Origin of the sequence: Terrabacter sp. LjRoot27 (assembly GCF_964254175.1) — a bacterium.
GTDB lineage: Bacteria > Actinomycetota > Actinomycetes > Actinomycetales > Dermatophilaceae > Terrabacter.
In genome coordinates this window covers 2,866,526-2,891,921 of the sequence record NZ_CAXUSS020000001.1, presented here as the reverse complement: position 1 = coordinate 2,891,921, position 25,396 = coordinate 2,866,526, and the positions used below count along the sequence as shown (strand labels likewise).

At 72.4% G+C, this 25,396-nt stretch carries 22 protein-coding genes and 1 riboswitch; of the genes, 13 read left to right on the top strand and 9 right to left on the bottom strand.

Features of this window, described 5'->3' with window-relative positions; genetic code table 11:
* Positions 1-13: 13 nt before the first annotated feature.
* Positions 14-2,320 carry a CHAT domain-containing protein gene (locus tag ACSQ2D_RS13440; protein ID WP_435986446.1) on the bottom strand — a complete coding sequence of 769 codons (2,307 nt, stop codon included), beginning with the start codon at positions 2,318-2,320 and terminating at the stop codon, positions 14-16.
* A gap of 104 nt (positions 2,321-2,424) precedes the next feature.
* Positions 2,425-2,490, top strand: a riboswitch (guanidine-III (ykkC-III) riboswitch).
* Between the two features lie 10 nt (positions 2,491-2,500).
* Here ACSQ2D_RS13440 and ACSQ2D_RS13435 point away from each other — a divergent pair.
* The 5 genes from ACSQ2D_RS13435 to ACSQ2D_RS13415 all read left to right on the top strand — a co-directional run bounded on the left by ACSQ2D_RS13435 (position 2,501) and on the right by ACSQ2D_RS13415 (position 5,763).
* Complete coding sequence (locus ACSQ2D_RS13435; RefSeq protein ID WP_435986445.1) at positions 2,501-2,815, top strand: DMT family transporter; 315 nt, start codon at positions 2,501-2,503, stop codon at positions 2,813-2,815.
* On the top strand, positions 2,815-3,201 hold the full coding sequence (locus ACSQ2D_RS13430; RefSeq protein ID WP_435986444.1) for a DMT family transporter: 387 nt from the start codon (positions 2,815-2,817) through the stop codon (positions 3,199-3,201). Before ACSQ2D_RS13435 ends, ACSQ2D_RS13430 begins: the two co-directional genes overlap by 1 nt.
* Positions 3,202-3,321: 120 nt before the next feature.
* On the top strand, positions 3,322-4,590 hold the full coding sequence (locus ACSQ2D_RS13425) for a hypothetical protein (RefSeq protein ID WP_435986443.1): 1,269 nt from the start codon (positions 3,322-3,324) through the stop codon (positions 4,588-4,590).
* 91 nt (positions 4,591-4,681) lie between these two features.
* Positions 4,682-5,293 (top strand): hypothetical protein, encoded by a 612-nt coding sequence (locus ACSQ2D_RS13420; RefSeq protein ID WP_435986442.1) that lies wholly within the window; start codon positions 4,682-4,684, stop codon positions 5,291-5,293.
* 140 nt (positions 5,294-5,433) lie between these two features.
* Positions 5,434-5,763 (top strand): 2TM domain-containing protein, encoded by a 330-nt coding sequence (locus ACSQ2D_RS13415; protein ID WP_435986441.1) that lies wholly within the window; start codon positions 5,434-5,436, stop codon positions 5,761-5,763.
* A gap of 7 nt (positions 5,764-5,770) precedes the next feature.
* On the opposite strand, the gene ACSQ2D_RS13410 is transcribed toward ACSQ2D_RS13415, so the two are convergent.
* Positions 5,771-6,667 (bottom strand): hypothetical protein, encoded by an 897-nt coding sequence (locus ACSQ2D_RS13410; protein WP_435986440.1) that lies wholly within the window; start codon positions 6,665-6,667, stop codon positions 5,771-5,773.
* 40 nt (positions 6,668-6,707) lie between these two features.
* Entirely contained in the window at positions 6,708-7,082 is a 375-nt protein-coding gene (locus ACSQ2D_RS13405) for a thioesterase family protein (protein ID WP_435986439.1), read from the bottom strand.
* A 110-nt stretch (positions 7,083-7,192) separates the two neighbouring features.
* Between ACSQ2D_RS13405 and ACSQ2D_RS13400 the strand changes: the two genes are divergently transcribed.
* From ACSQ2D_RS13400 to ACSQ2D_RS13375, 6 genes are all read left to right on the top strand, one after another.
* Positions 7,193-7,840 (top strand): lysoplasmalogenase, encoded by a 648-nt coding sequence (locus ACSQ2D_RS13400; protein WP_435986438.1) that lies wholly within the window; start codon positions 7,193-7,195, stop codon positions 7,838-7,840.
* Between the two features lie 278 nt (positions 7,841-8,118).
* Positions 8,119-9,021: a hypothetical protein gene (locus ACSQ2D_RS13395; RefSeq protein WP_435986437.1), complete on the top strand. Its 903-nt coding sequence runs from the start codon at positions 8,119-8,121 to the stop codon at positions 9,019-9,021.
* A gap of 323 nt (positions 9,022-9,344) precedes the next feature.
* Complete coding sequence (gene leuS / locus ACSQ2D_RS13390) at positions 9,345-12,284, top strand: leucine--tRNA ligase (protein ID WP_435986436.1); 2,940 nt, start codon at positions 9,345-9,347, stop codon at positions 12,282-12,284.
* Between the two features lie 30 nt (positions 12,285-12,314).
* Positions 12,315-13,211 carry a DegV family protein gene (locus ACSQ2D_RS13385; protein WP_435986435.1) on the top strand — a complete coding sequence of 299 codons (897 nt, stop codon included), beginning with the start codon at positions 12,315-12,317 and terminating at the stop codon, positions 13,209-13,211.
* The gene (gene plsY, locus ACSQ2D_RS13380; RefSeq protein ID WP_435986434.1) at positions 13,208-13,810 is read left to right on the top strand and encodes a glycerol-3-phosphate 1-O-acyltransferase PlsY; all 603 of its coding nucleotides are present in this window, start codon (positions 13,208-13,210) and stop codon (positions 13,808-13,810) included. Before ACSQ2D_RS13385 ends, plsY begins: the two co-directional genes overlap by 4 nt.
* A 163-nt stretch (positions 13,811-13,973) precedes the next feature.
* Entirely contained in the window at positions 13,974-15,530 is a 1,557-nt protein-coding gene (locus tag ACSQ2D_RS13375) for an outer membrane protein assembly factor BamB family protein (RefSeq protein WP_435986433.1), read from the top strand.
* A gap of 96 nt (positions 15,531-15,626) precedes the next feature.
* On the opposite strand, the gene ACSQ2D_RS13370 is transcribed toward ACSQ2D_RS13375, so the two are convergent.
* On the bottom strand, positions 15,627-16,187 hold the full coding sequence (locus ACSQ2D_RS13370; protein WP_435986432.1) for a tetratricopeptide repeat protein: 561 nt from the start codon (positions 16,185-16,187) through the stop codon (positions 15,627-15,629).
* 106 nt (positions 16,188-16,293) lie between these two features.
* Entirely contained in the window at positions 16,294-17,136 is an 843-nt protein-coding gene (purU, locus tag ACSQ2D_RS13365; RefSeq protein WP_435986431.1) for a formyltetrahydrofolate deformylase, read from the bottom strand.
* A gap of 155 nt (positions 17,137-17,291) precedes the next feature.
* Here purU and ACSQ2D_RS13360 point away from each other — a divergent pair, with 155 nt between their 5' ends.
* Positions 17,292-18,338, top strand: coding sequence for a helix-hairpin-helix domain-containing protein (locus ACSQ2D_RS13360; RefSeq protein ID WP_435986430.1), 1,047 nt, complete (start codon positions 17,292-17,294; stop codon positions 18,336-18,338).
* Positions 18,335-20,872 carry a ComEC/Rec2 family competence protein gene (locus ACSQ2D_RS13355; RefSeq protein WP_435986429.1) on the top strand — a complete coding sequence of 846 codons (2,538 nt, stop codon included), beginning with the start codon at positions 18,335-18,337 and terminating at the stop codon, positions 20,870-20,872. Before ACSQ2D_RS13360 ends, ACSQ2D_RS13355 begins: the two co-directional genes overlap by 4 nt.
* 35 nt (positions 20,873-20,907) lie before the next feature.
* On the opposite strand, the gene ACSQ2D_RS13350 is transcribed toward ACSQ2D_RS13355, so the two are convergent.
* The 4 genes from ACSQ2D_RS13350 to ACSQ2D_RS13335 all read right to left on the bottom strand — a co-directional run bounded on the left by ACSQ2D_RS13350 (position 20,908) and on the right by ACSQ2D_RS13335 (position 25,338).
* A complete protein-coding gene (locus ACSQ2D_RS13350) occupies positions 20,908-21,474 on the bottom strand; it encodes a cupin domain-containing protein (protein WP_435986428.1) in 567 nt (188 codons plus the stop codon).
* Positions 21,475-21,528: 54 nt separating this feature from the next.
* The gene (locus ACSQ2D_RS13345; protein ID WP_435986427.1) at positions 21,529-22,404 is read right to left on the bottom strand and encodes a DUF1295 domain-containing protein; all 876 of its coding nucleotides are present in this window, start codon (positions 22,402-22,404) and stop codon (positions 21,529-21,531) included.
* Between the two features lie 5 nt (positions 22,405-22,409).
* Entirely contained in the window at positions 22,410-23,735 is a 1,326-nt protein-coding gene (locus tag ACSQ2D_RS13340; RefSeq protein WP_435986426.1) for a class I SAM-dependent methyltransferase, read from the bottom strand.
* Between the two features lie 79 nt (positions 23,736-23,814).
* Positions 23,815-25,338, bottom strand: coding sequence for a gamma-glutamyltransferase (locus ACSQ2D_RS13335; protein ID WP_435986425.1), 1,524 nt, complete (start codon positions 25,336-25,338; stop codon positions 23,815-23,817).
* Between the last annotated feature and the right edge of the window lie 58 nt (positions 25,339-25,396).

Sequence of the window (25,396 nt, the reverse complement as noted above, 5' to 3'; positions counted from 1 at the left end):
CTCAGGGGTCATCTCAGGAGGCCTCGTCGGCGAGGGTGATCGTCTGCCAGCCGTGCGGGAAACCCTGCGTCTCGGCGGTGCGCGCGGCGTTCGTGCTCTTCATGGTGCGCAGCTTCCACGCCGCCGGGGCGCTCGTCGCGTCGCTGAGGTTGACGTTCATCGAGAAGACCGAGCCACGGACCGGCGCCTTCTTCAGCTGCAGGGACGACCACGGCACCCGGGCCTCGAGGTCGTAGCCGGTCAGGGTGTCGGCGCGTCCGACGGTGATCTCGGGGTGGCGCGTGCCGGTGGTGAAGGTGCCGCGCCCGGCCGGGTTGATCGACGCGACGCCCGAGGTGGGGGCGTCACGGGACAGCCCCACCATGACGTGGACGTCCTGCCCGCGCCGGGTCGTCGCGGCGGGGTCGAGGCTCCGCGCGTCAGGGCCGAACTCGAAGGAGAAGCCGTCGCCGTTGAACCAGGCGCCGGGGGTCGCGAGGTTGACGCTGCGCACGTCCGGGTCGACGACGTGCACGCGCAGGTAGAGCGCGGTGCTGTCCCAGACGACCTGCCAGTCGCCGCCGAACTCGCGCTGCGGCGTGCCCTGCTGGGCGATGACGTGGGGGATCGAGTGCGAGGGCACGCCGTCCCAGTCGGCGAAGTCCCCGTCGACGGCAGGAGTCGTCGTGGCGCAGCCCGCGACGAACGTCGTCGCCGCGCTGCTCGCGGCGGCGGGCGCCGGCCCGCAGGCGCTCGTGACGTCGGCCGTGGCCCCCTTGAACCACTTCGGGACCTGGGTCGCCCCGAGCCAGAAGAGGCCGAAGAGCACGACGAGGCCGATGAGGCTGCGCACGAAGCCGTTGCCCCTGCGCCCCCGGCCGTTGTCGTTGTCGTTGTCGGTGTTGGTGTTGGTGTTGGTGTTGGTGTCGTGGGTGTCGTGGGAGTCGGTGTCGGTGTCGGTGTCGGTGTCTGTGTCGGGCTCGGTCGGCGGCGGCGTGCGGCCGCCCTGGGTGTCCGTCTCGGGCCGCGGCCGAGGCACCGGCCCGTCGTCGACGGGGGCCGCCTCCGGCCGGACCCGTTCGAGCAGCTGGGTGACGTCCTGGTAGTCGGGGTGCTCAGCCGCGATCTGCTCGAGCAGCGGTAGCGCGGTCGCCGGGGCCCGGGCGAGCAGCGCGCCCTTGGCGGCGTCGTAGAGCGACTCGAGCCGGCTCTCGGGCCGCTCGGTCGCGACGCCGGCGCTCGCCGTGAAGGAGAACGGCTGGTCGGCACCCGACCGCAGCAGCACCGCGGTGCCCCACTCCGAGGCCTCGTCGGAGACGGCCATGGCCTTGCGCACCTCGCAGATCGCGGCGTCGATGCCGAGGCCTCGGGTCAGGAAGTAGTAGAACTCGTGGCTGAAGACGAGCGCAGCCCGGTCGGAGATCTCGGTCTGCATCGCGACGACCGCGGGCAGCCCCTGCCGCACGAGGGCCTGGCCGACCCCGGAGAACGCGTCGCGTCCCGACGTGCGCGCCCCCTCGCACGCGTTGAGCACCGCGAGCTGCATGGTGCGGGCGTCGTGGAGCAGCGTCCCGAGCCGCGCGCCGGAGACCCGGTGCGCCGTGCCGTCCTCGCGCTCGAGGACGAGGACCCCCTCCTGCGCCTGCTGGTCGAAGCCGCCGTGGCCGATGAAGTGGAAGACGTGGAAGTCGTCGAGCAGGGCCCGCTGCAGCCCCGTCAGGGTCGCGTCCTCGAGGACGGTGACCGTGAGCCGTCCGCTCGCGACGAGGTCGCCGGTCGTCGCCGTGAGCAGCTGCCGCTCGCGGTCGACGGCGAGCTCGGGCATGTCGCTGGGGCTCGAGATCATGACGAGGACGCGCAGCGGCGCGTCGACGTGGACGACCGGCGGGCGCTCGAGCGAGTCGAGCAGGCGCACGATCGGGGTCTCCTGCGAGAGCGTGAGGAAGCGGCCGAGCCGCGAGTCGTAGAGGTACTCCCACGGCACCGGGTCGAGGTCGGGGACGGCGTCGAGGCGCAGCCGCAGGCGCAGGTCCTTGCCCTGGCCGGTGGCGGTCGTGAGGCTGTCACGGAAGGCCCGTCCGACCTCGCCCGAGAGCAGGGCGTCACCGAGGCGGCGGCCGTACTCCTTGACGTCGACGACCCGTGCCTCCGCCGGCACGAGGCGCCTCGAGGACACGCGCGGTGGGCCCACCGCGATCATGAACTGGGCGAGGTCCGTGGCCGCGAACGGCAGCGTGAAGGGGGCCGACGCCTCGCCAGCGGGCGAGGCGAGGACGTGAGCGGCATACCCCTGGCCCTCACGGGTGACGGCGACGTCGAAGTCGAGATAGTCACGGCTCATGGCGATCCTCTGTTCGCAGGAGCGCGCCTGCACCCGACAGTACGCCGGGCGGGTGCTCCTGATACGCCGTTTCGACCGGGACGCGCCCCTTCGGTAGAATCGTCGGTGAGCGCGCGAGCCGCGCTCGCGGACGAGGGAGCCGTACCCGCACAGCGACAAGACGGCCGGATCGGAATCGCCGTGCACTGGCTCGTCCTCATCCTCTCCGGCGCGCTGGAGGCCGTCTGGGCCACCGCGCTCGCAGCGTCCGACGGCTTCCGCCGTCCCCGACCGACCGCGCTCTTCGCCGTCTCGCTCGTGCTCAGCATGGTCGGCCTCGCGTGGGCCATGACCGCCCTGCCCACGGGCACGGCGTATGCCGTCTGGGTCGGGATCGGCGCCGTCGGCACCGTCCTGCTCGCGGTCGCCCGCGGCGAGGAGCGCCTCGGCGGCGCCCGTGCCGCCCTGCTGCTCGTGCTCGTCGCGTGCGTCGCCGGCCTCAAGGCGGTGGCGTGATGCCGTGGGTCGTCCTGCTCGCCAGCGCCGTCCTCGAGGCGGTCTGGGCCTCAGCGCTCGCCGCGTCCGAGGGACTCTCGCGCCCCGTCCCCGCCGTCGTGTTCCTCGTCGCCGGCGCGCTGAGCATGGCCGGGCTCGCGCACGCCGTGCGCTCCATCCCCATCGGGACGGCGTATGCCGTGTGGACCGGTCTCGGGGCCGCGCTCACCGTGACGTGGGCGATGACGACGGGCGGGGAGGCGTTCTCGGCCGTCAAGGTCGTCCTGCTCGCGGGGATCGTCGCCGCCGTCGTGGGGCTCAAGCTCGTCGGTCACGAGCCCTCCGAGACCTCGGAGGCCTCCGAGGCCTCCGAGGCCTCCGGGATGGACGACGCTCCCGCGGGCTGAGACGCATCGCACCGTTCACCCGGATATGGGCTGTTTCGGGGGTTGGTGTCGTCCTCGGCGGTGATGATGGGCACGTCGCCCCGGCACCGGGCGGGGGGCACGACACGAAGGAGCTCTCACGTGCGCAGGACCACGACCAGGACGATCGCTCTCGTCACGTCGCTGGCCATCTCGGGGGCCACCGGAGCGGCGGTCGCCACGGCGGCTCCCGCAGCCCAGAGCCAGACCCAGACCCAGGACCAGACCCCAGCGACAGGCACGGCCGTCCCGACGTCCGTCGCCGGAACCGGCCACACGTACGACTACGTCGCGGGCACGACGAACGACCCGAGGGCGGCGGCGCTGATCGCCGCGGCGCGGGCCCACCTGCCTGCCGACTGGCGGACCCGCCGGGCGAGCGCCCTCGAGAGGTTCGGTGTCGAGCCCTCCGCAGCGCAGGACGCCCTGGGGCGCGCCATCGACCCGACGACCTACCAGTGCGCGCCGACCCGGCTCGACGCCTACGTCGACGGCATCATCGCCGGCATCGACCCGTCGAGCCTCTTCGTGCTCTCACTGCTCGGCGGCTTCGACTTCCCGACCTACGACGCGCTCCTCTTCGGGTCGACGGGTGACCCGGCCTACGCCCTGACAAAGGCGTCCCGCAACGAGCTGACGAGCTCGTTCCGGGCCGCGCAGAGGTTCTGGGACACCGACGGCACGGACATCCAGCTCATGGCGATGCACGGTGACGTCATGCGTGACCCGGCTCGGCTCGCCCGGCTCATCGCGGTGCTCTACGGGGTGTCGGACGCCGACGCGGCCGAGCTCGCCGCCATCGTCGTCGACGTCGTGACGTCCGACCCCGGCCTCGCCGGCGGAGCCAGCCCGATCTTCACCCTCAACGCCTTCGCCTTCAGTGGTGTCGGCGACCCCGACCCGGTCATCTCCTCGCTGCCGGACAAGCTCGTCTTCGGTGACGGCATGCTCGACGCGCTGGCCGCCATCGGGGTCGGCGACGTCGGGCCCCGTGCCGTCCTCGGCCACGAGTACGGCCACCACGTGCAGTACGACCAGAACCTGTTCGCCTCGCCGCTCGCCGGTCCGGAGGCGACGCGCCGCACCGAGCTCATGGCCGACGCGTTCGGCACGTACTTCGTGACCCACAAGCGCGGACTCGCCCTCAACACGAGGCGCGTCCTCGAGGCGGAGCAGTCCTTCTACCAGGTGGGCGACTGCGCCTTCGCGAGCGCGGGTCACCACGGCACGCCCGACCAGCGGCTCCGGGCCTCGTCGTGGGGCGCGTCGGTCGCGGCCGATGCGCAGAAGCAGGGGCAGGTCCTGCCGTCGCTCACCCTCGACTCCCGGTTCGAGGCGGCGCTCCCGCAGTTCGTCGCGCCCGACGCCTGAGTCGTCGTGACGGGGGTGGCCCGCGCCGAGCACGACGCGGACCACCCCGATCCCGGCGAGCCGGGGCGCCCCGGGCGCTAGGGTCGCGGCCATGGGTACCTGGTGGCTCGAGGCCGTCGGTTGGATCGGGTCGGCGATCCTCGTCTGGTCGCTGCTGCAGACGCAGCTGCGCCGGCTCCGGATCATCAACCTCGTCGGCTGCGTCGTCCTCATCGCCTACAACGCCGTCAACCACGTCTGGCCGATGGTCGGGCTCAACGTCGTCCTCGCCGGCATCAACGTCTACTACCTGACGCGGATGTCGCGTGAGAAGCACGACTCCGGCGTCTATGAGGTGCTCGAGGTCGCCGGCGACGACACCTACCTGCGGCACGTCCTGCGGGTGCACGAGGGCGACATCCGCCGCTACAACCCGGAGTTCGTGCACGACCCGTTCGCGGGTAACCCGTCCTACCTCGTGCTCCGCGGCGACGAGATGGTCGGCGTCGTCCTCATGCACGACGCGGGAGAGGGCACCGCCCAGCTGCTGCTCGACTGGGTGACCCCGCGCCACCGCGACGTCATGCCGGGGGAGTTCGTCTTCGGTCCCGAGGGGCCGTTCCGTCGGCGCGGGTTCCGGCGGGTGCTGACGCCACCCGACATGGTCGAGCCGTACTACGAGAGCCTCGGTTACCGCCGCGACGGCGACGCGTACGTGCTCTGACGGCACGAGAGCCCGGCGGTGCCGGTGCGACGGTGACGTCCGGCACGCTCGCCGACCGGGCGATCGCGTCCGGCCTACGCTGGAAGCAGGGAGCTGCGCGGAGTTCCTGCGCAGCGGCCCGCGAAGGAGCGGTGACGACCATGACCGCGAACCAGCTTCCGGTCGAACCCGACCACGACGTGCCCGACCCGACAGTCGACCGCGCCGTCACGGAGGTCGACCTGCGCGGCAGAGCGCTCGCCAGGCTCAAGAAGAAGGCCGACTTCCGCACCCACCTGCTCATCTACGTGCTCGTCAACGGGATGCTCGTCGTGTTCTGGGCCGTGACCGGCGCGGCCTTCTTCTGGCCCATCTTCCCGATCGCAGGGTGGGGCATCGGCATCGTGGCGAACGCCGTCGATGCCTATGCGGTCGACGCGCCGACCGAGGATCAGATCGAGACCGAGATGGAGCGCCTGCGGCGTCGGTGACCTCAGGTCAGCGCTGCCGGGACGCGTCCTGCGGGGCTGTCTGGCGCCTCGCCTCGTCGCCCGGGGGGTGGGGATCGGTGGCGGTGGGCTCGGCGCGACGGGCCAGCGCGACGCACCCTCCGAGCGTGGCGACGAAGGCCAGCACGGCCGCGGGACCACGGCCCGGTCCGACCCGGTCGCCGAGCAGGATCACGCCGACGAGGGCGGGGACGACCGTCTCGGTGGCGAAGGTCAGGGCGGCGACGGTCGTGACCCGGCCCCGGGCCAGGGCCAGGGCGTAGGCGACGGTGGCCAGCACGGCGTGGGCGACGAGGGCCCAGGTGGCGCCGTCCGTCGCGAGGCGCCACACCGGCGTGGGGACCTCGAGCAGACGGGCCGCTACTCCGACACCGCCGAAGCCGAGGCCTGCCGCGACGCTGAGGACGACGGACCCGCGTCGTCGGTCGTGGTCGATGGTCCCGACGACGACCAGCACGGCGACGACCGCTGCTGACGCGAGCAGCCACCAGGTCGCGCCGGGCCCGGGCTGCACGGCCGGTCCGGCCGCCGCGGTGAGGGCGAGGCCGGTGAGGCCGGCGACGACGACGAGCAGCGCGACGACCTCGGCCGCTCCGAGGCGGACGCCGAGCACGACGACGGAGAGCACGGCGGTGACCGCGACCGACGAGGCGACCGCGGACTCGACGAGGAAGAGCGGCAGCGTGCGCAGGGCGGCCACGGACGCGAGGAAGCCGATCCCGTCGAGGGCGAGGCCCACGGCATACGGCCGGCCGGCCCGCACGCGCCCGCGCCAGGGAGTGCCGGGCGGCAGTGCGGCGGCACGACGTACACCCACGGCCTGGAGCACGGTGGCCGCACCGTAGGCGAGCGCTGCGAGGAGCGCACCGAGCAGTCCGAGCGTCACACGGTCATCGTGGCAACCGCGGCTGGGAGGTGGCTGCGGGTCAGAGGACCCGCTGGCACTTGCTCATGAAGCGGTCCGGGTCGACGACGGCCCGGTGGAACTCGCCCTTGGCGAGCTCCTCGCCGTCGGAGTCCCTGACGGTCACGTGGCACACGAGCCGGCGTCCGTCGTTGATCGGCTCGGCGCACAGCACGGTGATCTCGGAGCCGACCGCGCTGCCCTTCACGTGCTCGATCTTCACCATGGTGCCGACCGTCGTGTGGTCGGCGTCGATGTTCTGCTTGCAGACCTGGAACGCGGCGTTCTCGCACCACGTGATGAGACGCGGGGTCGCGAGGACGTCGAGGTCACCGCTGCCGACCCGGGCGGACGTGTCGTCGGCAGTGACCGTGTGCTGGAACTTGCGCATGGGCATTGGACGAGTCTGGCAGAGAACTGGACGTACGCCGATTCGTCTCGACAGGTGGTGGGCCTCCGCAGCGTGTCTGCGCGGCCAACCTGAGCCGCGGCTGGGAATGTGGGCACGTGACCACCCATCTGTGGGTTATCAGCGTGGCGCTCGGGGTGACGGCGCTCATCAACTGGGGCTCCGTCCTGCGCGGCGACCACGTCGTCGAGCGGATCACGAAGCCGCTCGTCGTGCTGCTCCTGATGGGGCTGGCCTGGTCGCTCTACTGGGAAGGACGCGCGCCGGGCTCTCCGCCGCTGCTGCCCGTCATCGTGGCGCTCGCCTTCTGCCTCCTCGGCGACATCGCGCTGCTGCACGCGACCGAGACGCGGTTCCTCGTCGGGCTCGGGGCCTTCCTCGTGGGCCACCTGGCCTACGTCTGGGCGATCCTCGAGACGGTCCGGGCGGACGGCTTCCCCTGGCCGATCCTCGTGGCCGTGCCCTTCCTCGCGGTGCTGCACGCGAAGGCTGGGCGGGACATCGTGCGCCACTCCGGGACGCAGCGGGGGCCGGTGTTCGTCTACCAGCTCGTCCTCTTCGTGCTCGTGCTCGTCGCGGCCGGCACGGGCGACTGGCTGCTGCTGCTCGGGTGCATGGTCTTCGTCGTCTCCGACACCGTGCTGGGCCACGACCGCTTCGTCCACGAGAGGCGTTGGGCGCCGCTCACGGTCATCGTGACCTACCACGTGGCCCAGACCCTCATCGTCGTAGCCCTCTACCGCTGACCCCGCCACCACCCCAGCCCGTCGAGTGGCCTCCCCGTCCCATCCGCCTCACCGGCGTCCCCACCCACCTCGTCGAGTGGCCCTGTCGTCGCGAGGACCAGACCACGTATGCCGTCGAGTGGCCCCGTCGTCACACGGCACCGTCCACATCCCTCTCCTCACTCGCGGGCTTGTGCACAGGCGCGGACTTCGCTGTGCCCGAGGGGGAGCCGACGGCGCAAGGTGTGAGCGTGGCGGCACCATCGACAACCCGGGCCTCAGGTTCAGACGAGGCAGTCATGGCTGCGCGGCAGGTTCTGTTGCAGGAGTGTCGCGTGACCCTGTCCGCGCTCCCGGCCGACAGTGCCTTCTCCCACGTGACCGCCGCCCGGCTCCTCGGACTCCCGATGTCGTATGCCATGGAGGAGGACGTGCGCCTCCACGTGATGCGCCCGATCGTCAGGAACCGGGTGAGGCTCCCCGGGGTCATCGGACATCGGGCACTGCATGCTCGGCAGATCGTCGACATCGACGGTCTTCCCGTTGTCGATGTCGCTGACACGTGGGTCGACCTGGGTGAGCTGGTCGGTCGGGGCAAACCGGTGGGGCTTGACGATCTGGTGGTGCTCGGGGACGCCTGTGCCACACGACTCAACGCGCGGACTCCACTCATGCAGAGGTGTCTGAGCCGTAACCGGCCACGCGGCAAGGAAACGTTGCTCGAGGCGTACGAGGAGATCCGGGTCGGTTCGGCGTCGCCGCGCGAGTCGCTCGCTCGGCTCATCCTGACGCGTGGCGGTCTCCCGGAGCCAACGCTGAACGAGCCGATCCACGCCTCCTGGGACCCCACGGTGCTGCTCGGCGTCGGTGACCTCGTCTGGCGGGTGCTGGACCTCGACGGCAGGGTGGTCAAGGTCGTCGGCGAGTGCCAGGGCGCGCTCTACCATTCCGACGACGAGCAACGGGTCGCGGACGGCTACCGCCGAGATGGGCTGGAGGCCGATGGCTGGGACGTGCAGGAGATCTGGAACGACGACCTGAACGGTTCGACGTCCCGGAGGGCGACGCTGGTGCGGTTCGCTGATGCCCTGCGCGTGCCGCACGAGACGCTGAGGCTCGCTGACGTCGATGCCCGCTTCTTCTCGAGCCACGCCATCGACGTCGCGATCCAACGGCAGATGCGGCGCTCCGCGTACGGCTGACACCTCTCGCCGCCCTGTGACTAGGGGGCCACTCGACGGCATGAGGCGCTCGTGCCTGTGACGACGGGGCCACTCGACGGCATGCGGCGCTCGTGCCTGTGACGACGGGGCCACTCGACGGCATGCGGCGCTCGTGCCTGTGACGACGGGGCCACTCGACATGGGTGGGGAGCGGGGCTGCGCTAACCTTGGGCGCATGGCTGGCCTGCTGCTCCTTCCGCAGCCGCGTTGACGAAGGTCGGGACTCCCGACATCAACGCGGCTTCCCCTCCTGTGCGAGGGGTTTTCTTTTGCCCAGACCGAGCAGCGACGAAAGAGAAGACATGAGCGAGCAGAGCAACGACACGCCGTTCCGCTACACCGCGGCGATGGCGCAGCAGATCGAGACCTCCTGGCAGGACCGTTGGGAGGAGGAGGGCACGTTCAACGCCCCCAACCCCGCCGGCCCCTGGGCCGAGCCGGAGAAGGTCGCGGCACGCGGCGAGAAGCTCGTCGTCCTCGACATGTTCCCCTACCCCTCGGGCGTCGGCCTGCACGTCGGCCACCCGCTCGGCTACATCGCGACCGACGTCTACAGCCGCTTCCACCGGATGCTCGGCAAGAACGTCCTGCACGCCCTCGGCTACGACGCCTTCGGCCTGCCCGCGGAGCAGTACGCCGTCCAGACCGGGCAGCACCCTCGGAAGACCACCGAGGAGAACATGACGAACATGAAGCGCCAGCTGCGCCGCCTCGGGCTGGGCTTCGACAACCGCCGCACGTTCGCGACGATCGACGACGACTACTACCGCTGGACGCAGTGGATCTTCCTGCAGATCTGGGACGCGTGGTACGACGTCGACGCCGTGCGCGAGGACGGCGGCCGCGGGAAGGCCCGCCCCATCAGCGAGCTCGTCGAGCAGTTCGAGTCCGGCGCCCGCGCCGTCGTCGACGCGGAGGGCCGCGGCTGGGCCGACCTGTCCGCGACCGAGCGCGCCAAGGTCCTCGAGGGTCATCGTCTGGCCTACACCGACGAGGCCCCGGTCAACTGGTGCCCCGGCCTCGGCACGGTGCTCTCCAACGAGGAGGTCACCAACGAGGGTCGCTCCGAGCGCGGCAACTACCCCGTCTTCCGGCGCAACCTCAGCCAGTGGAAGATGCGCATCACGGCGTACGCCGACCGGCTGGCCGACGACCTCGACGGCGTCGACTGGCCCGAGAAGGTCAAGCTCATGCAGCGCAACTGGATCGGTCGGTCCAAGGGTGCCCGCGTCACCTTCCCCGTCGTCACCGGCACCGGCGAGGACGACGGCATCGACGTCTTCACGACCCGCCCCGACACGATCTTCGGCGCGACCTTCATGGTCATCGCTCCCGAGCACCCGCTCGTCGACGCGCTCGTCCCCGCCGGCCCGTGGCCCGAGGGCACCCAGGACGCCTGGAAGGGGGCGGACGCCGACGCGGCCGGCACCCCGAAGGAGGCCGTGACGGCATACCAGCTCGCGGCATCGCGCAAGGGTGACGTCGAGCGGCAGACCGAGGGCAAGGACAAGACCGGTGTCTTCACCGGCTCGTGGGCCACGAATCCCCTGACGGGAGAGCGCATCCCGGTCTTCGTCGCCGACTACGTCCTGATGGGCTACGGCACCGGCGCGATCATGGCCGTGCCCGGTCAGGACACCCGCGACTGGGAGTTCGCCGAGAAGTTCGACATCCCGATCGTCCGCACCGTCCAGCCCACCGAGGGACACCCGGACGACGAGCCGTTCCTCGGCGACGGCGTCGCGATCAACTCGGCCAACGACCGCGTCTCGCTCGACGGCCTCCACGTCGCCGAGGCCAAGGCGCGCATCATCGAGCTGCTCGAGGCCGAGGGGCTCGGCGAGGGCACCATCAGCTACCGCATCCGCGACTGGCTCTTCAGCCGCCAGCGCTACTGGGGCGAGCCGTTCCCCATCATGTTCGACGAGGACGGGGTGGCGTATGCCGTCCCCGACGACGAGCTGCCCCTGACCCTCCCGGACGTGCCGGACTACAGCCCCAAGACGTTCGACCCGGACGACTCGCAGAGCAGCCCGGAGCCGCCGCTGTCGCGCGTGCCCGAGTGGGTCGAGGTCGAGCAGGACCTCGGCGACGGCCGGGGCCTGCGGAAGTTCCGCCGCGAGACGAACACCATGCCCAACTGGGCGGGTTCGTGCTGGTACTACCTGCGCTACCTCGACCCGGCCAACCACGACACGTTCGTCGACCCGGCCAACGAGGCGTACTGGCTGGGCCGGCACGACACCCCCGTCGAGGGCGCCCCGCCCGGCACCCGCGACCCGGGTGGCGTCGACCTCTACGTCGGCGGTGTCGAGCACGCGGTGCTGCACCTGCTCTACGCCCGTTTCTGGCACAAGGTCCTCTACGACCTCGGCCACGTGCGCAGCGAGGAGCCCTTCCGGAAGTACTTCTCGCAGGGCTACATCCAGGCGTACGCCTACACCGACAGCCGCGGCCAGTACGTCACCGCGTCCGAGGTCGAGGAGCACGCGGGCAGCCACGGCGCCGAGCCGACGTTCACGTGGCAGGGGCAGCAGGTCAACCGTGAGTACGGCAAGATCGGCAAGTCGCTGAAGAACTCCGTCAGCCCCGACGAGATGTACGACGCGTACGGCGCCGACACCTTCCGTGTCTACGAGATGTCGATGGGCCCGCTCGAGCTGAGCAAGCCGTGGGAGATCCGCGCCGTCGTCGGCAGCCAGCGCTTCCTGCAGCGCCTGTGGCGCAACGTCGTCGACGAGACGACGGGCGAGGTGCGGGTCGTCGACGCGCCCCTCGACCAGGCCCTGACGACGCAGCTGCACCAGACGATCGCCGGCGTGCGCGAGGACTTCGAGGGTCTGCGCTTCAACACGGCCATCGCCAAGCTCATCGAGCTCAACAACGCCGTGACGAAGCTCGACGCGCCGCCGGGTGAGGTCGTCGAGGCCATGGTGCTCATGCTCGCGCCCGTCGCCCCGCACATCGCCGAGGAGATGTGGCAGCGGCTCGGGCACGACGGTGGGGTGGCGTATGCCGCCTTCCCCGTCAGCGACCCCGCGAAGATCGTGGAGGAGCAGGTCACCTGCGTCATCCAGATCAAGGGCAAGGTCCGCGACCGCGTCGAGGTGAGCCCCGACATCTCCGAGGACGACCTGCGCGAGCTGGCGCTCGGTCGTGACAAGGTGAGGGCGGCGACGGAGGGCGGCATCCGCACCGTCATCGTGCGGGCACCGAAGCTCGTCAACGTCGTCCCCATGTGACGACCTGACCGACGACGGAGGGAGCGGGACGTGACCACGAGGATCGTCACCGACTCGACGGCCTACCTGCCCGGTGAGGTCGTCGAGGAGCACGGCATCGAGGTCGTCCCGCTCCACGTCGTCGTCGGGGGTCGTGACCACGTCGAGGGGCGGGACATCTCCGCCGAGCGGGTCGCAGCGGCCCTGCGCGAGTACACGATCGTGACGACGTCGCGCCCGACGCCGCAGGTGTTCGCCGAGACCTACCAGCGGCTCGCCGACGAGGGCGCGACGGCGATCGTGTCGATCCACCTGTCGTCGCAGATGTCGGGGACCGTGGAGGCGGCCCGGCTGGCGGCGGCCGAGGCGCCGGTCCCGGTCGAGGTCGTCGACAGCGAGACCATCGGGATGGCCATGGGCTTCGCCGTCATCGCCGCCGCCGAGTCGGCCGCCGGGGGAGCCGACGTGCCGACCGTCCTCGAGGCCGTGCGCTCGCGGCTCGAGCCCTCGGGCGTCCTCTTCTACGTCGACACGCTCGAGCACCTGCGCCGTGGCGGCCGGATCGGCGCCGCGTCGGCCCTGCTCGGGTCGGCCCTCGCCATCAAGCCGATCCTCGCCGTGCGCGGGGGCCGGATCGTGCCGGTCGAGAAGGTGCGCACGTCCTCGCGTGCCGTCGCCCGCATCAAGGCGATGGTCGTCGAGCAGGTCGAGCAGGGCGGCGTCGTCGTCGACATCGCCGTCCACCACCTCGACGCACCGGCTCGTGCCGAGCAGATCGCGTCGGAGCTGCGCACGATGGTCCCGGGCTCGCCGGAGGTGCTCGTCGTCGAGCTCGGCGCGGTCGTCGGCGCCCACGTGGGGCCCGGCACCGTGGCCATCGCCGTCAGCCCGCGTCCCGGCGACGCTCTCACGCACCGTCCGTCACCCGGCGAGGTCCCCGGGTCGTGAACGTCGGCACGGGTCTCGCCTGGGCGGGAGGGGTGGTCGCCGCCTTCCTCGTCGGCTCGCTCAACCCGGCGACGATGATCGCCCGTCTCCTCGGCAAGGACCTCGCCTCGTCCGGGTCGGGCAACCCGGGTGCGACGAACGCCGGCCGGGTCCTCGGGCGCAAGTGGGGTGTCGTCGTCGGCGTCCTCGACGTCCTCAAGGGACTCGTCCCGACGTTCGTCGCGGGTCATCTCTTCGGCGCCCACGCGGCCTACGCCGTGGGCATCGCCGCGGTGCTCGGACACATCTGGTCGCCCTTCCTCAAGGGACGCGGCGGCAAGGGGGTCGCGACGACGCTGGGCGCGATCCTCGGGGTGCACCCGTGGGTGGCCCTCGTCGTCGTCGTGGTCTTCGGCGTCGCCGTCGCCGTCACCCGCTGGGTCGCGGCCGGCTCGATCTTCGGCGCCCTCGCGATGCTCGTCGTGGCCGTCCTCATCTGGACCGGCCATGCACCCGGTGACGTGTGGACTGGCCTGTGGCTCATGGCGATCGGGCTGCTGGTCCTCGCTCGCCACAAGAACAACGTCGTCGGCTGGTGGCGCCAGCGACACCTGCCCTGAGCTGCCCCGAGCGGCTTGTCCCACTTCGACCGCTGCGTCCCCCGAGTCCGTCGTCAGTCTGGCCGGAACCGCGTACCGCGCCCGTCCGACGGGTCTATTTTCGAAGACGTCCACTCGGGGGTCACCATGGCGACCCCGAGGGGTCGTCGGGCTAGGAGCTGAGATGACCAGGATGATGCGTCATGCACGGCTGTGGGTGGCAGCAGGGATCGCAGGGACCCTGCTCGTCGGGGGACAGGCAGCAGCCGCTCCAGGGGGAAACGGATGGAACTCTGCCGGCGGGGACCGGCAGAACACGAGGTACGCCGCGAGCGAGACGAAGATCTCCGCGGCGACGGTCGGGGGACTGACGAAGAAGTGGGAGCTGACGACCGGTGGCGACGTGTCGGCCACTCCTGCCGTCGACGGGAGCCGGGTGTACGTCCCTGACTGGGCCGGCAACCTCTACGCCGTCAACCGTTCTACCGGTGCCGTCGTGTGGCAGCGCACGATCACCAGCTACACGGGAATCCCCGGGGACAAGGCCCGGGCCACCCCGGCCGTGACCGACAGCGCGCTCGTCATCGGCAACCAGGGGCCGTTCGGCGGTGGCGGTGCCGTCATGGCCGTCGACAAGAACACCGGCGCCCTGCTGTGGAAGACCCAGGTCGAGAGCCACCCCGCAGCGATCATCACGCAGTCGGCGACCGTGTTCGACGGCGTCGTCTACGTCGGCGTCGCCTCGCAGGAGGAGGCCTTCTCGGCGTCTGGCGACTACGAATGTTGCTCGTTCCGCGGCAGCATGGCCGCGCTCGACCTCGCGACCGGAGCGATCCTCTGGAAGACGTTCTTGACTCCCGTCGGCTACCCGGGCAACGCGGTGTGGGGCAGCTCGCCCGCGATCGACACCAAGCGCGGCTCGGTCTACATTGCCACGGGCAACAACTACGACGTGCCCGACACCGTCCTCGACTGCGTTGCGACGGCGCCCACGGACGCGGCCAAGCGAGCCTGCCTGCCGGCCGACGACCACTTCGACTCGATCCTCTCGCTCGACATGCGCACGGGCGCGATCAAGTGGGCCACTCAAGCCCTGCCCTTCGATGCCTGGACGGTCGGGTGCATCCCGTTCTTCGGTGACGGTGTCAACTGTCCCGAGCCGGCCGGTCCGGACTACGACTTCGGGCAGGCACCCAACCTCTACACCGTCAAGGACGCCGGCGGCCGCTCGGTCGACGTCGTCGGTGCCGGTCAGAAGAGCGGTCAGTACTGGGCCCTGCGGGCCGACACGGGGGCGCTCATCTGGCGCACCCAGGCCGGTCCCGGCGGCACCGCCGGAGGCTTGCAGTGGGGGTCGGCCGTAGACGGCAAGCGGGTCTACACCGCCAACGCCAACAGCAACCTCGTCCCGTGGGGCCCGAGCGGTCAGACGAGCGGCGTCTGGTCGGGGCTCGACGCGGTCACCGGACAGAGGGCGTGGGAGACGCGTCCGCCGGACGGCGGCAGCACCTCCGGACCCGTGACCACCGCGAACGGCGTCGTGTTCGGTTGCTCCCTCGACTCGCTGGGGCACATGTACGCCCTCGACGCTGCGACGGGCGGCGTGCTGTGGAGCTTCGAGAGCGGCGGGTCATGCCTCTCCGGCGCGGCCATCTCGAACGGCAGCGTCTACTGGGGCTCTGGCTACAGCAACTTCGGCTTCGGCACCTTCAACAACAAGCTGTACGCCTTCGGGCTCTGACGTGTGCAGGCTCGTCCCGCCGTGGTGCTGCCACCACGGCGGGACGAGCCGCGCCCCAAACCCCGTCCGACGTGGTCGGCGGCTCCGCGCCGGCCGTCAGGAGCCCTCGGTCAGGGCGGTGAGGGCGGCCAGGGCTGCCCGCGTCGTCTCGGCCCGAGGCTCGCCGAGCTCCTCGCGGATGACGAGGCACGCCTCGAAGCACACCACCGCCTCGTCAGTGCGGCCCGTGTCGACGAGGAACCGGCCCAGGTGGTGCAACGTGTAGTGCTCGAGGACCCGGTCGCCGGACGAGCGGGCGTGGTCGAGGGCATCGCGGAAGTGCGCCTCGGCGGCGGCAGTCTCGTCGGCGTAGTGCTCGGCCGTGGCGAGCACGAGGAGGGCCCAGCGGAGGGTCTCGTCGCGGCCGGTCTCCCGGGCGACGTGGACGGCTGGGCGGGCGAGCGCGACCGCCTCCTGCTCCTGCCCGGCGATCGTGAGGGCCTCGGCGAGGTCGACGGCGGCGTCGAGCACCGCTGCGCCCGCGCCGTCGCCGGGCGCTGCCTCGACGGCGGACGCGAGGTCGGCGCGAGCGGCCTCGAGGGCAGCGTCGTCCTCCTCCGCCGTCCGGGTGAACCGTCCGAAGTGCGGGTCCCCGACGACGAACCTCGACCCACTCATGCCAGCACGCTACAGACCGGGTGGGTCCGGCAGGTGACCGAGCGACGTGGCCGGCGGTGCCCGGTCAGCGTCCCGGGGCACACGGCATACGCGAGCGGGTGACGGCTCAGAAGACGATGGTGCGGCGACCCGAGAGGAAGACGCGGGACTCCGCGTGGTCGCGGACCGCGCGGGAGAGCACGCGGCGCTCGACGTCGCGGCCGATGGCGACGAGCCGCTCGGGTGACTCGGCGTGCGTGACGCGCACGACGTCCTGCTCGATGATCGGGCCCTCGTCGAGGTCGGCCGTGACGTAGTGGGCCGAGGCGCCGATGAGCTTGACGCCACGGTCGTGCGCCTGGTGGTAGGGCTTGGCGCCCTTGAAGCCCGGCAGGAACGAGTGGTGGATGTTGATGGCGCGGCCCTCGAGCGCGCGGCACAGGTCGTCGCTGAGGATCTGCATGTAGCGCGCGAGCACGACGAGCCCGACGTCCTCGGCCTCGACGAGACGCAGGAGCTCGGCCTCGGCGTCGGCCTTGGTGTCCTTGGTGACGGGGATGACGGTGAAGGGCAGGCCGTAGTACTCGACGAGCCCGCGGCAGTCCTCGTGGTTGCTCACGACGCCGACGATGTCGATGGGCAGGTCGCCGGACTTCCAGCGGTAGAGCAGGTCGAGGAGGCAGTGGTCGAACTTGCTGACGAGGATGACGGTGCGGCAGTGCTCGTCCTCGGGCCGGGCCGCGAGGTGGTGGTGCGCGATGGCGGGGCTCTCGCGGACCGCGGCCAGGACCTGCTCGACCTCGTGCGGCTCGGCGTCGAAGACGGTGCGCATGAAGAAGAGGTCGGTGTCCTCGTCGGAGTACTGCTGGTTCTCGACGATGTTCGCGTCGACGGCGAGCAGCGCCGCGGAGACGGCCGCCACGATGCCGGGTCGGTCGTCGCAGGTGAGGGTCATGATGTGCCGAGCCATTGGAGCAGTCTGGACCAGCCGGGCGTGAGGGCGTGAATCGACGCGCGGGCCGTCTCGGGCCGTGGCCGTCCACACCCCATCCGGCGCGGGACCGGTTGTCCCCAGCGGGTGCTTGGGCGCGGGCGGGTGGGCGGCCGGTTTCCTAGCGTCGGGGTATGCCGTTCCGACCCGCCCAGAGACCGCCGGATCTCGAGCGGGTGGCGCGGATCCTTGGGGCCGGCGGGGTGCGGGCCAGGCCGAGCGATGACGCGGCCGTCTTCGTCGTGGCGCAGGAGGAGGCCGGTGGCTGGGTGCCGCGCGCCCCCGGCGCGGGTGTGACAGGCAGCCCGGTGGCGTCGGCGGTGCGGAGGCTCACCCAACGGGCCACGGACGACGACGAGGTGGAGCGTCTCGACGCCGACCTGCGTCGGGCCCGTCGGCCGGGCGTGCTCACGGTCCCGGACGAGCTGCGCAGTGGGCGGCGTGGGGTGAGCAGCTCCGCCGTCGTCTCGTTGCTCGCCCTCGTCGTGGCCGTGGGCTGCGTCTTCGTGCTGCGCGTGCTGTGGGCCGAACGGTCGGCGTCGGCGCCCGACGTCACGCCCGGACCGTCGAGGTCGGTCCAGGTCGTGGGTGGGACGGCGGCGGTCGCCTCCACGGGTGCGCCGGCGGGTGCGCCGACGGGTGGGTCACCCGCCGCCCTGACGGGTGCGCTGACGGGTGCGCCGACGGGTGCGCCGACCTCCGGCGCGGAGCTGGTCGTGCACGTCGTGGGGCAGGTCGCGCGTCCGGGTCTCGTGCGGCTGCGGCAGGGCGCTCGCGTGGCCGACGCCATCACGGCGGCCGGTGGCACCCGCTCGGGGGCGGATCTCGCGGCCCTCAACCTGGCGCGGCTCGTCGTCGACGGGGAGCAGATCCGGGTGCCCAGGCCGGGAGAGCCGTCGGCTGCTGTCGGGAGTGCCGGTGGGTCCGGCGGGTCCGGCGGCGCCGGGACGGTGGGCACGGGCGGGTCCGGCTCGTCCGGTGGCTCGGGCGGTCCCGTGAGCCTCAACGCTGCCGACGCAGCCGCTCTGGACACGCTGCCCGGTGTCGGTCCGGTGCTCGCCCAGCGGATCATCGACTGGCGCACCGAGCACGGCCGCTTCACCTCGGTCGACGAGCTCGGCGAGGTGAGCGGCATCGGCGACAAGCTCATGGCGCAGCTACGCCCGAAGGTGACGTTGTGACGCGGCGGGCGCCCGTGCCGCCGAGGGAGCGCGAGCAGGCGCCACGGGGTCCGTCGCTCGTCGTGCTGACCGGTCGGGAGACCGTGCGTCGGGTCCGGCCACGCGCCTCGCGCCGTCTCGACCTGCGGCTGCTCGTGCCGGTGCTGCTCGCCTGGCCCGCCGTGGCCTTCTGGGGACTCCTCGCCCCGACCTGGCTCGTCGCCACGGTCGCCCTGGCCGCCATCGCTGGAGGGGTCCTTGCTGCCACCGCGGCACGGCGCGGGGTCATCGCGTGCCTGCCGCGTTGCGTGCGGCTGCCGCGTCGCGGTGGGGGTGTGCGCGCGAGTGCGGTGGCGTTCGGTCCGCCTGCCCTGCGCGGCGTCGCAGCCGTCTGCGCCGTCCTCTCCCTCCTGCTCGGCGTCGCCGTCGGCCACCGGGCCGTGCGCACCGCCGGTCCGGTCGGGGACCTCGCCGCCGAGCGGGCCGTCGTCACGGTCCGGGCCACGGTGGCCGCCGATCCCCGGGCGGTCCGCAGCGGGACCGGGGCGGGGACGGACCGTCCGGACGCCCCGTCCGTGAGCGTCGTGCGACTCGACGTGACCCAGGTCGCGGGCCGGGGCCGGACGACGGCGGTGACGGCTCCCGTGCTCGTCATCGGACGGGGCCCGCAATGGTCGAGGCTCCACTGGCACGACGAGGTCGACGTCGTCCTGCGGCTCGGGCCGGCCGAGCCCGGTGACGACGTCGTCGCGGTGGCGACGCCCAAGGGAGCCGTGCAGGTCGTCGGGGGAGCCGGCGGGGTCTTCGAGGCGGCCGATGTCGTGCGTCAGCGCTTCCGGGCCGCCACCGAGTCCCTCTGGCCCGATGCGCGCGGCCTCGTCCCGGCGCTCGTCGTCGGCGACACCACCCAGACCCCGGCCGACCTCACCGCGGCGATGCTCGGGACGGGCCTCAGCCACCTCAGCGCCGTGTCCGGCAGCAACGTCACGTTCGTGCTCGCCGCGGTGGTCTGGCTCTGCGGACTGGTCGGCGTCCGGCGCCGCTGGCGCCCGCCGGCGGCTGCGCTCGGCCTGCTCGGCTTCGTCATCCTGGCGCGGCCCGAGCCCAGCGTCGTGCGCGCCGCCGTCATGGGTCTCGTCGGGCTGCTCGCGCTCTCGACGTCACGGCGCCGAGCCGGCGTCCCGGCGCTCGCGGGGGCGATCGTCGTGCTGCTCGTCTGGGACCCGTGGCTGTCCCGCTCCTACGGCTTCGCCCTGTCGAGCATCGCCACGCTCGGTCTGCTCGTCTTGGCCCGCCCGTGGGGGCGTGTCATCGCGCGAAGGCTCCCGGGTCCGCTCAAGCCGTTGGGACCCGTCCTCGCGATCCCGGTGGCGGCGCAGGTGGTCTGCGCACCGGTCGTCGTGCCGCTGCAGGGGAGCGTCTCGGTCGTCGCCGTGCTCGCCAACCTCCTCGCAGCGCCCTTCGTCGCGCCGACGACCGTCGTGGGAGTCATCGTCGCGCTCGTCTCGGTCGTCTGGGTCACGGGTGCGGGCTGGCTCGCGTGGGTGGCGGCCCTGCCTGCCCAGGCCATCGCGGCCGTGGCCCGGTCGTGCGCCGACCTGCCCTTCGGTGCCATCGCCTGGGGTGACTCCGCCGGCGCGGCGATCCTGCTCGCGCTCCTCAGGGTCGGCGTCGTCGTCGCGGCGCCCTGGGCGTGGTTCCGCACCCGACACCGACCCACGGTCGCGGTCGCGGTGGTCGTGCTCACCGCGGGCTTCGCAGCGCCGACCGCCCCGATCGCGTGGCCCCCACCCGGCTGGGCCCTCATCGCCTGCGACGTCGGGCAGGGCGACGGGCTCGTGGTCGACAACGGCGGCGGGCACGTCGTGGTCGTCGACGCCGGCCCCGACCCCGAGCCGATGCGGGCGTGCCTCGACCGCATCGGCGCGACGGCCGTCGACCTCGTCGTGCTGACCCACTACCACGCCGACCACGTCGGCGGACTGGCCGCGGTGCTCGAGCGACCGGTCGCCGAGATCCGGGCCTCGCCCGTCCTCGACCCGCCAGCCGAGGCAGCCCGCGTCGCCCGGCTGGCGGCGGCCCGTCACATCCCTCTGGGCGAGCTGCGGGCGGGGGAGCGCCTCACCGTCGGCGCGGTCAGCGCGGACGTCTGGTGGCCCGCCCGGCGCATCGACGCGGGCTCCGTGCCCAACAACGGCTCGGTCGTGATGACGATGCACGTCCACGGGCTGACCGTGCTTCTCGCGGGTGACATCGAGCGCGAGGCCGCCGGGCAGGTGCTCCACGAGTCGCAGCTCGACCCGCAGCGCTGGGGCCGCGTCGACGTGCTCAAGGTGGCCCACCACGGGTCGAGCAACCGCGACGACCGCATCCTCGACCACGTCGACGGACGGCTGGCCCTGATCAGCGTCGGCGCCGGCAACGACTACGGCCACCCGGCGCCCGCGACGATGAAGGCCCTGCAGGAGCGGGGGTTCGAGGTGCACCGCACCGACCTCGAGGGCGACGTCGCGATCGTCAGCGACGCCGACGGCGTCCACGCCGTCTCGGGATGACGGCCGTCGCGGGTGACACCCCGCGCCGGGTCCGGTCAGGCGGGGTTCGTCGGTGTCGAGGGGTCGACCGGCGCGTCCTCCGGGCCTGCCGGAGCGCGAGGCACGTCGTCGGCGACCTCGTCGGCGACCTCGTCGGCGACCTCGTCGGCGACCTCGGTGGCGGGCCCGGTGGCGGGCCCGGCGAGCTCGAAGTCCGCGAAGTCGAAGCCGGGCGACACGAGACAGCTGACGAGCGCGTCGGCGCCGCCCGGCACGGTGCGCTGCCAGACGTGCGCGGGGACGACCGCCTGGGCCACCTCGCCTGCCGCGAGGTCGAGGCCGAGCACGACCGACTCCACGTCACCGTCGGACGGCGGCTGTGCCCCGGCCCCGCCGAGCTCGAGCACGACCGAGCCGGTGTGGGCGAGCCAGACCTCGTCCGAGGCCACCCGGTGCCACGCCGAGGACTCGCCGGCGGGCAGCAGGAAGTGGATGAGGGTGGCGGTCGCGCGCACGCGACCGTCCGGCAGCGTCACGCTGTCGGGGGAGACCCACGTCTGGCGGAACCAGCCACCCTCTGGGTGGGGCTGCAGGTCGAGGACGTCGGCGAGGGGCGGGCGCATGCCGTCCATCATCCCCGCCCCTCGCACCGTCCGCTCGGCCGTGCTCGGCCGCGATCAGCCGCGCTTCACCGACGGGTCGGCGGGCTTCGGCGGCCAGGGGAAGAAGCCGCTTGTCCGCCGCACGTAGTCGGCGTAGTCCGGGCGGCGGTCGCCGATGTCCTTCTCGAGCAGCTTCTTGCCGGTGCCGCCGTAGAGGTTCCACACCATGACGGCGGGCGACAGGACCGTCAGCACGCCGGGCCAGGCGCTCGCCGCGACGAGGAAGAGCCCTGTCCAGACGCTCGCGTCGCCGAAGTAGTTCGGGTGCCGGGTGTAGCGCCAGAGGCCGGTGTCGAGCACCGTGCCCTTGTTGGCCGGGTCGTTGCGAAAGCGCGTCAGCTGCAGGTCGCCCACCGACTCGAAGAAGAAGCCGATCACCCAGACGACGACGCCCAGCCACAGCACCCAGCCGATGCCGCCCTCGACGAACATCGCGATCTGGACCGGCAGCGAGACGAACCACATGATGACGCCCTGCGGCAGGTAGATGTGCAGCAGCGCGTACGTGCTCGGGTTGCCGTCGGCGCGCTTCAACATCGCCTCGTAGCGCGGGTCCTCGCCCTTGCCGCGCGACCGGCTGAAGATGTGGGCCGCGAGACGAAGTCCCCAGAGCGCGGTGAGCACGAGCGCGAGCCAGCGGCGGAGCGCGTCGCCATGACCGCCGCTCGTCACGAAGGCCGTGAGCGCGATCGCCACGAAACCCAGCCCCCAGGTCACGTCGATGACGGCCTGCTTGCCGACGCGCAGCGCCACGGCGAAGGTGATGCCGAGGACGACGACGACCGCGAGGGCCGTGAGCAGCAGCGTGCGCCCGAAGGCGCCGCCGTCGAAGCCGGCGGCCTCGGCCGCCGGAGCCACGCCGGGGGCGACGGTCGCCCAGACCGAGGTCACGGTGGTCACCAGGCCCGGACGGGCGGCATACCGCTGCGGCCGTCGGCCGTCGGCTTGACGGCGAGGATCTGGTCGACGCCCATGCGACCCTCCTCGAAGGCGAGGGCGCCACCGACGAGGTAGAGGCGCCAGACGCGGCCGACCTCCTCGCCGACCATGGCGACGACGCGGTCCCAGTTGGCCTCGAACGTGTCGTACCAGGCGTTGACGGTCCACACGTAGTGCTCGCGCAGGGCGTGGACGTCGCGCACCTCGAGGCCGGCCTGCTCGATGAGGTCGACGGTCTCGCCGACCGGGCGCATGTGCATGTCGGGGGCGATGAAGGCCTCGATGAAGGGTCCGCCGCCCGGACGCGTCGTGCGCGACATCTGCTGGATCAGGGCGCGGCCACCCGGTCGCAGCAGACGGTGGATCTGGCCCGTGAACGTCGGGTAGTTCTTCTGTCCGACGTGCTCGCCCATCTCGATCGAGGAGATGGTGTCGAAGGGGCCGTCCGGCACCTCGCGGTAGTCCTGGAGCCGGATCTCGACGCGGTCCTGGAGGCCACGCTCGCGGATCCGCTCGTCGATGAAGGCCTTCTGCTGGCTCGAGATCGTCACCCCGACGACCTGGGCGCCGAACTTCTCGGCCGCGTGGAGCGACAGCGAGCCCCAGCCGCAGCCGATGTCGAGGTGCCGGCCGCCGGGCTCGATGCCGAGCTTGTGGCACACGAGGTCGAGCTTGTCGCGCTGGGAGTCCTCGACGGTGTAGCCGGGCTCGGTGCTCGTCCAGTAGCCGCAGGAGTAGGCCATGTGCGGGTCGAGGATGAGCGAGTAGAAGTCGTTGGAGAGGTTGTAGTGGTGCTCGATGGCACTGCGGTCGCGGGTCTTGGTGTGCAGCCGACCGCGGAGGCGGGCCTGCGAGACGGGAGGCTCGGGCGGCAGTCCGACGACCCCGAGGTCGAACGCGGTCCGGATGCCGTTCTTCGCGACGGCGGCCACCGTGCCGGCCGAAGGACGCCCACCCGCGAGCGTGCGGGCTGTCGACCAGACGCGCCGGAAGCCGTCGAGCAGGTCACCCTCGACGTCGAGCTCGCCGGTGACGTAGGCCTGCGCGAGACCGAGCTCGCCGGGGTGGCGCACGAGGCGGCGCAGGGCGGCCGGGTCGCGCAGGACGACGGTCGGGGCGTCGGTGGGTCCGGCGACGGTGCCGTCCCACGCCTTGAGGCGCACCGGCAGCTGCCCGCCGAAGAGGGGCTCGACGACGGCCGCCAGCCGGGCGGCGATGCCGTTCGGACGGGAGGACGCCGTGGCGGGGGCGGGAGCGTCGGGGCGGTCGTCGGTCATGGTCATCGGGGTGGCCTCTCGTTGGGGGTCGACTCGAGATGATTCGGTGCCGGCCGCGTCCCGGATGGGACCGCTCGGCAGGTCCTCATGGAGATACCCCGATGGCTGCCTCCCGTCGCGCGTCCCCGGCGGCGACGAGGCCGTCCGGACCGAGCACGGCCGCACCGACGCCACCGAAGTACATGTGGGGTCCGGGGTAGTGGTGGGAGGGCAGGCCGCTCGCCTGCACGGCCGCAGCGATGTCGTCGGAGGGCTCGTGCTCGACCCGGGGGGAGCCGTCCGCCATGAAGCGCACGTGCAGCCGCGGGGCGTCGATCGAGTGCTGGAGGTCGTCGCCCCGGAGCAGGCCCCGCCCGAGCACCTGCATGAGCGCGGTCGTGATCCGGTCGGCGCCGGGCGAGCCGACGGCGAGCGCCCCACCGCTGGCGCTGCGGCCGGTCGTCGGCGCCATGTTGGACGCGAGACGCGTGCCCGGCGCCACGGCGTGGAGCCCGAGCCCGTTGAGCTCAGGCTCGCCGAGCGCGTTGTTGAGCAGGATGCCCGTGCCCGGGATCACCATGCCGGCGCCGTAGCCGGCGGACATCGTGATGCCACAGGCGTTTCCGTGCTCGTCGACGACCGAGACGTGGGCCGTCGAGGCGGATGTCGGCAGGCCCGGCAGGCCGTATCGCTCGACCGCCTCGAGGAGGGCGTGGCCGTCGGCCTCGAGGTCGTGGCTCCGGTCGTGGACCGAGAGGCGGTAGGCGAGCACCCGGCGCTGGATCTCGATGACCTCGCTCCACGTCCAGTGCTCGTGCCGCGCGAGCTCTCCCAGCATGACGGCGAGCATCGGGCCGCCCACGGAGGGCGGCGGGTTGAGGGCGATGCGCCACGACCCGACGGTCCGCATCGTGGGGCTGCGCACGACGGGCGCGTATGCCGTGAGGTCGGCCTGGGTGACGAGCCCGCCGTTCGCGGCCATGTCGTCGACGAGCACATGTCCGACGGCGCCCGTGGTGACGAGCGAGACGCCTTGCGCCGCCAGGAGGTCGAGGATGTCGGCGAGGTCGAGGTTGAGCGAGGTCTCGCCCGGCTCGAGGGGACCCCCGTCGGCCCCCGTCACCAGCGCGTGCGCCTCGGGGTCGTCGCCGAAGAGGCTCTCGCGGACGAGGCCGAGGTAGAGCGCTGCGGCCGCGCCGATCCGGTAGCCCTCGCGGCACGCCCGCGCCGAGGGTTCGACGAGGCGGCGCCACGGGACGACTCCGAAGCGGTCCCGTGCCGCCGAGAGCGCCTGCAGCGCGCCGGAGTTGGCGACGGAGCCGTGGCCCGCCCCGATCGCCACGCCGCCGCCGTAGTCGGTGCGCACCTCTCGCACGCCGTGCCCGAACGCCGACGCGTCGAGGCCGCGTCCGGGCATCTCGACGTTGCCGTCGATGACGACCGGGTCGGCGCCGGCGAGCCAGACGTTGACGAAGGCGCCGCCCATGAGGCTGACGACGCCCGGTTCGGTGCTCATGGCGGCCACCGATGCGGCGACGGCCACGTCGACGGCGTTCCCACCCTCGGCGGCCACCTCGAGACCGGCGTCGAGCGCGGAGGCGTTGGGAGCGGCGAGGGCGACCCTGGTCATGAGGCCACCGTATGCCGGGTCGTGGCCGGGCGCGTGGTGGTGCCCGTTGCCGGAGTGG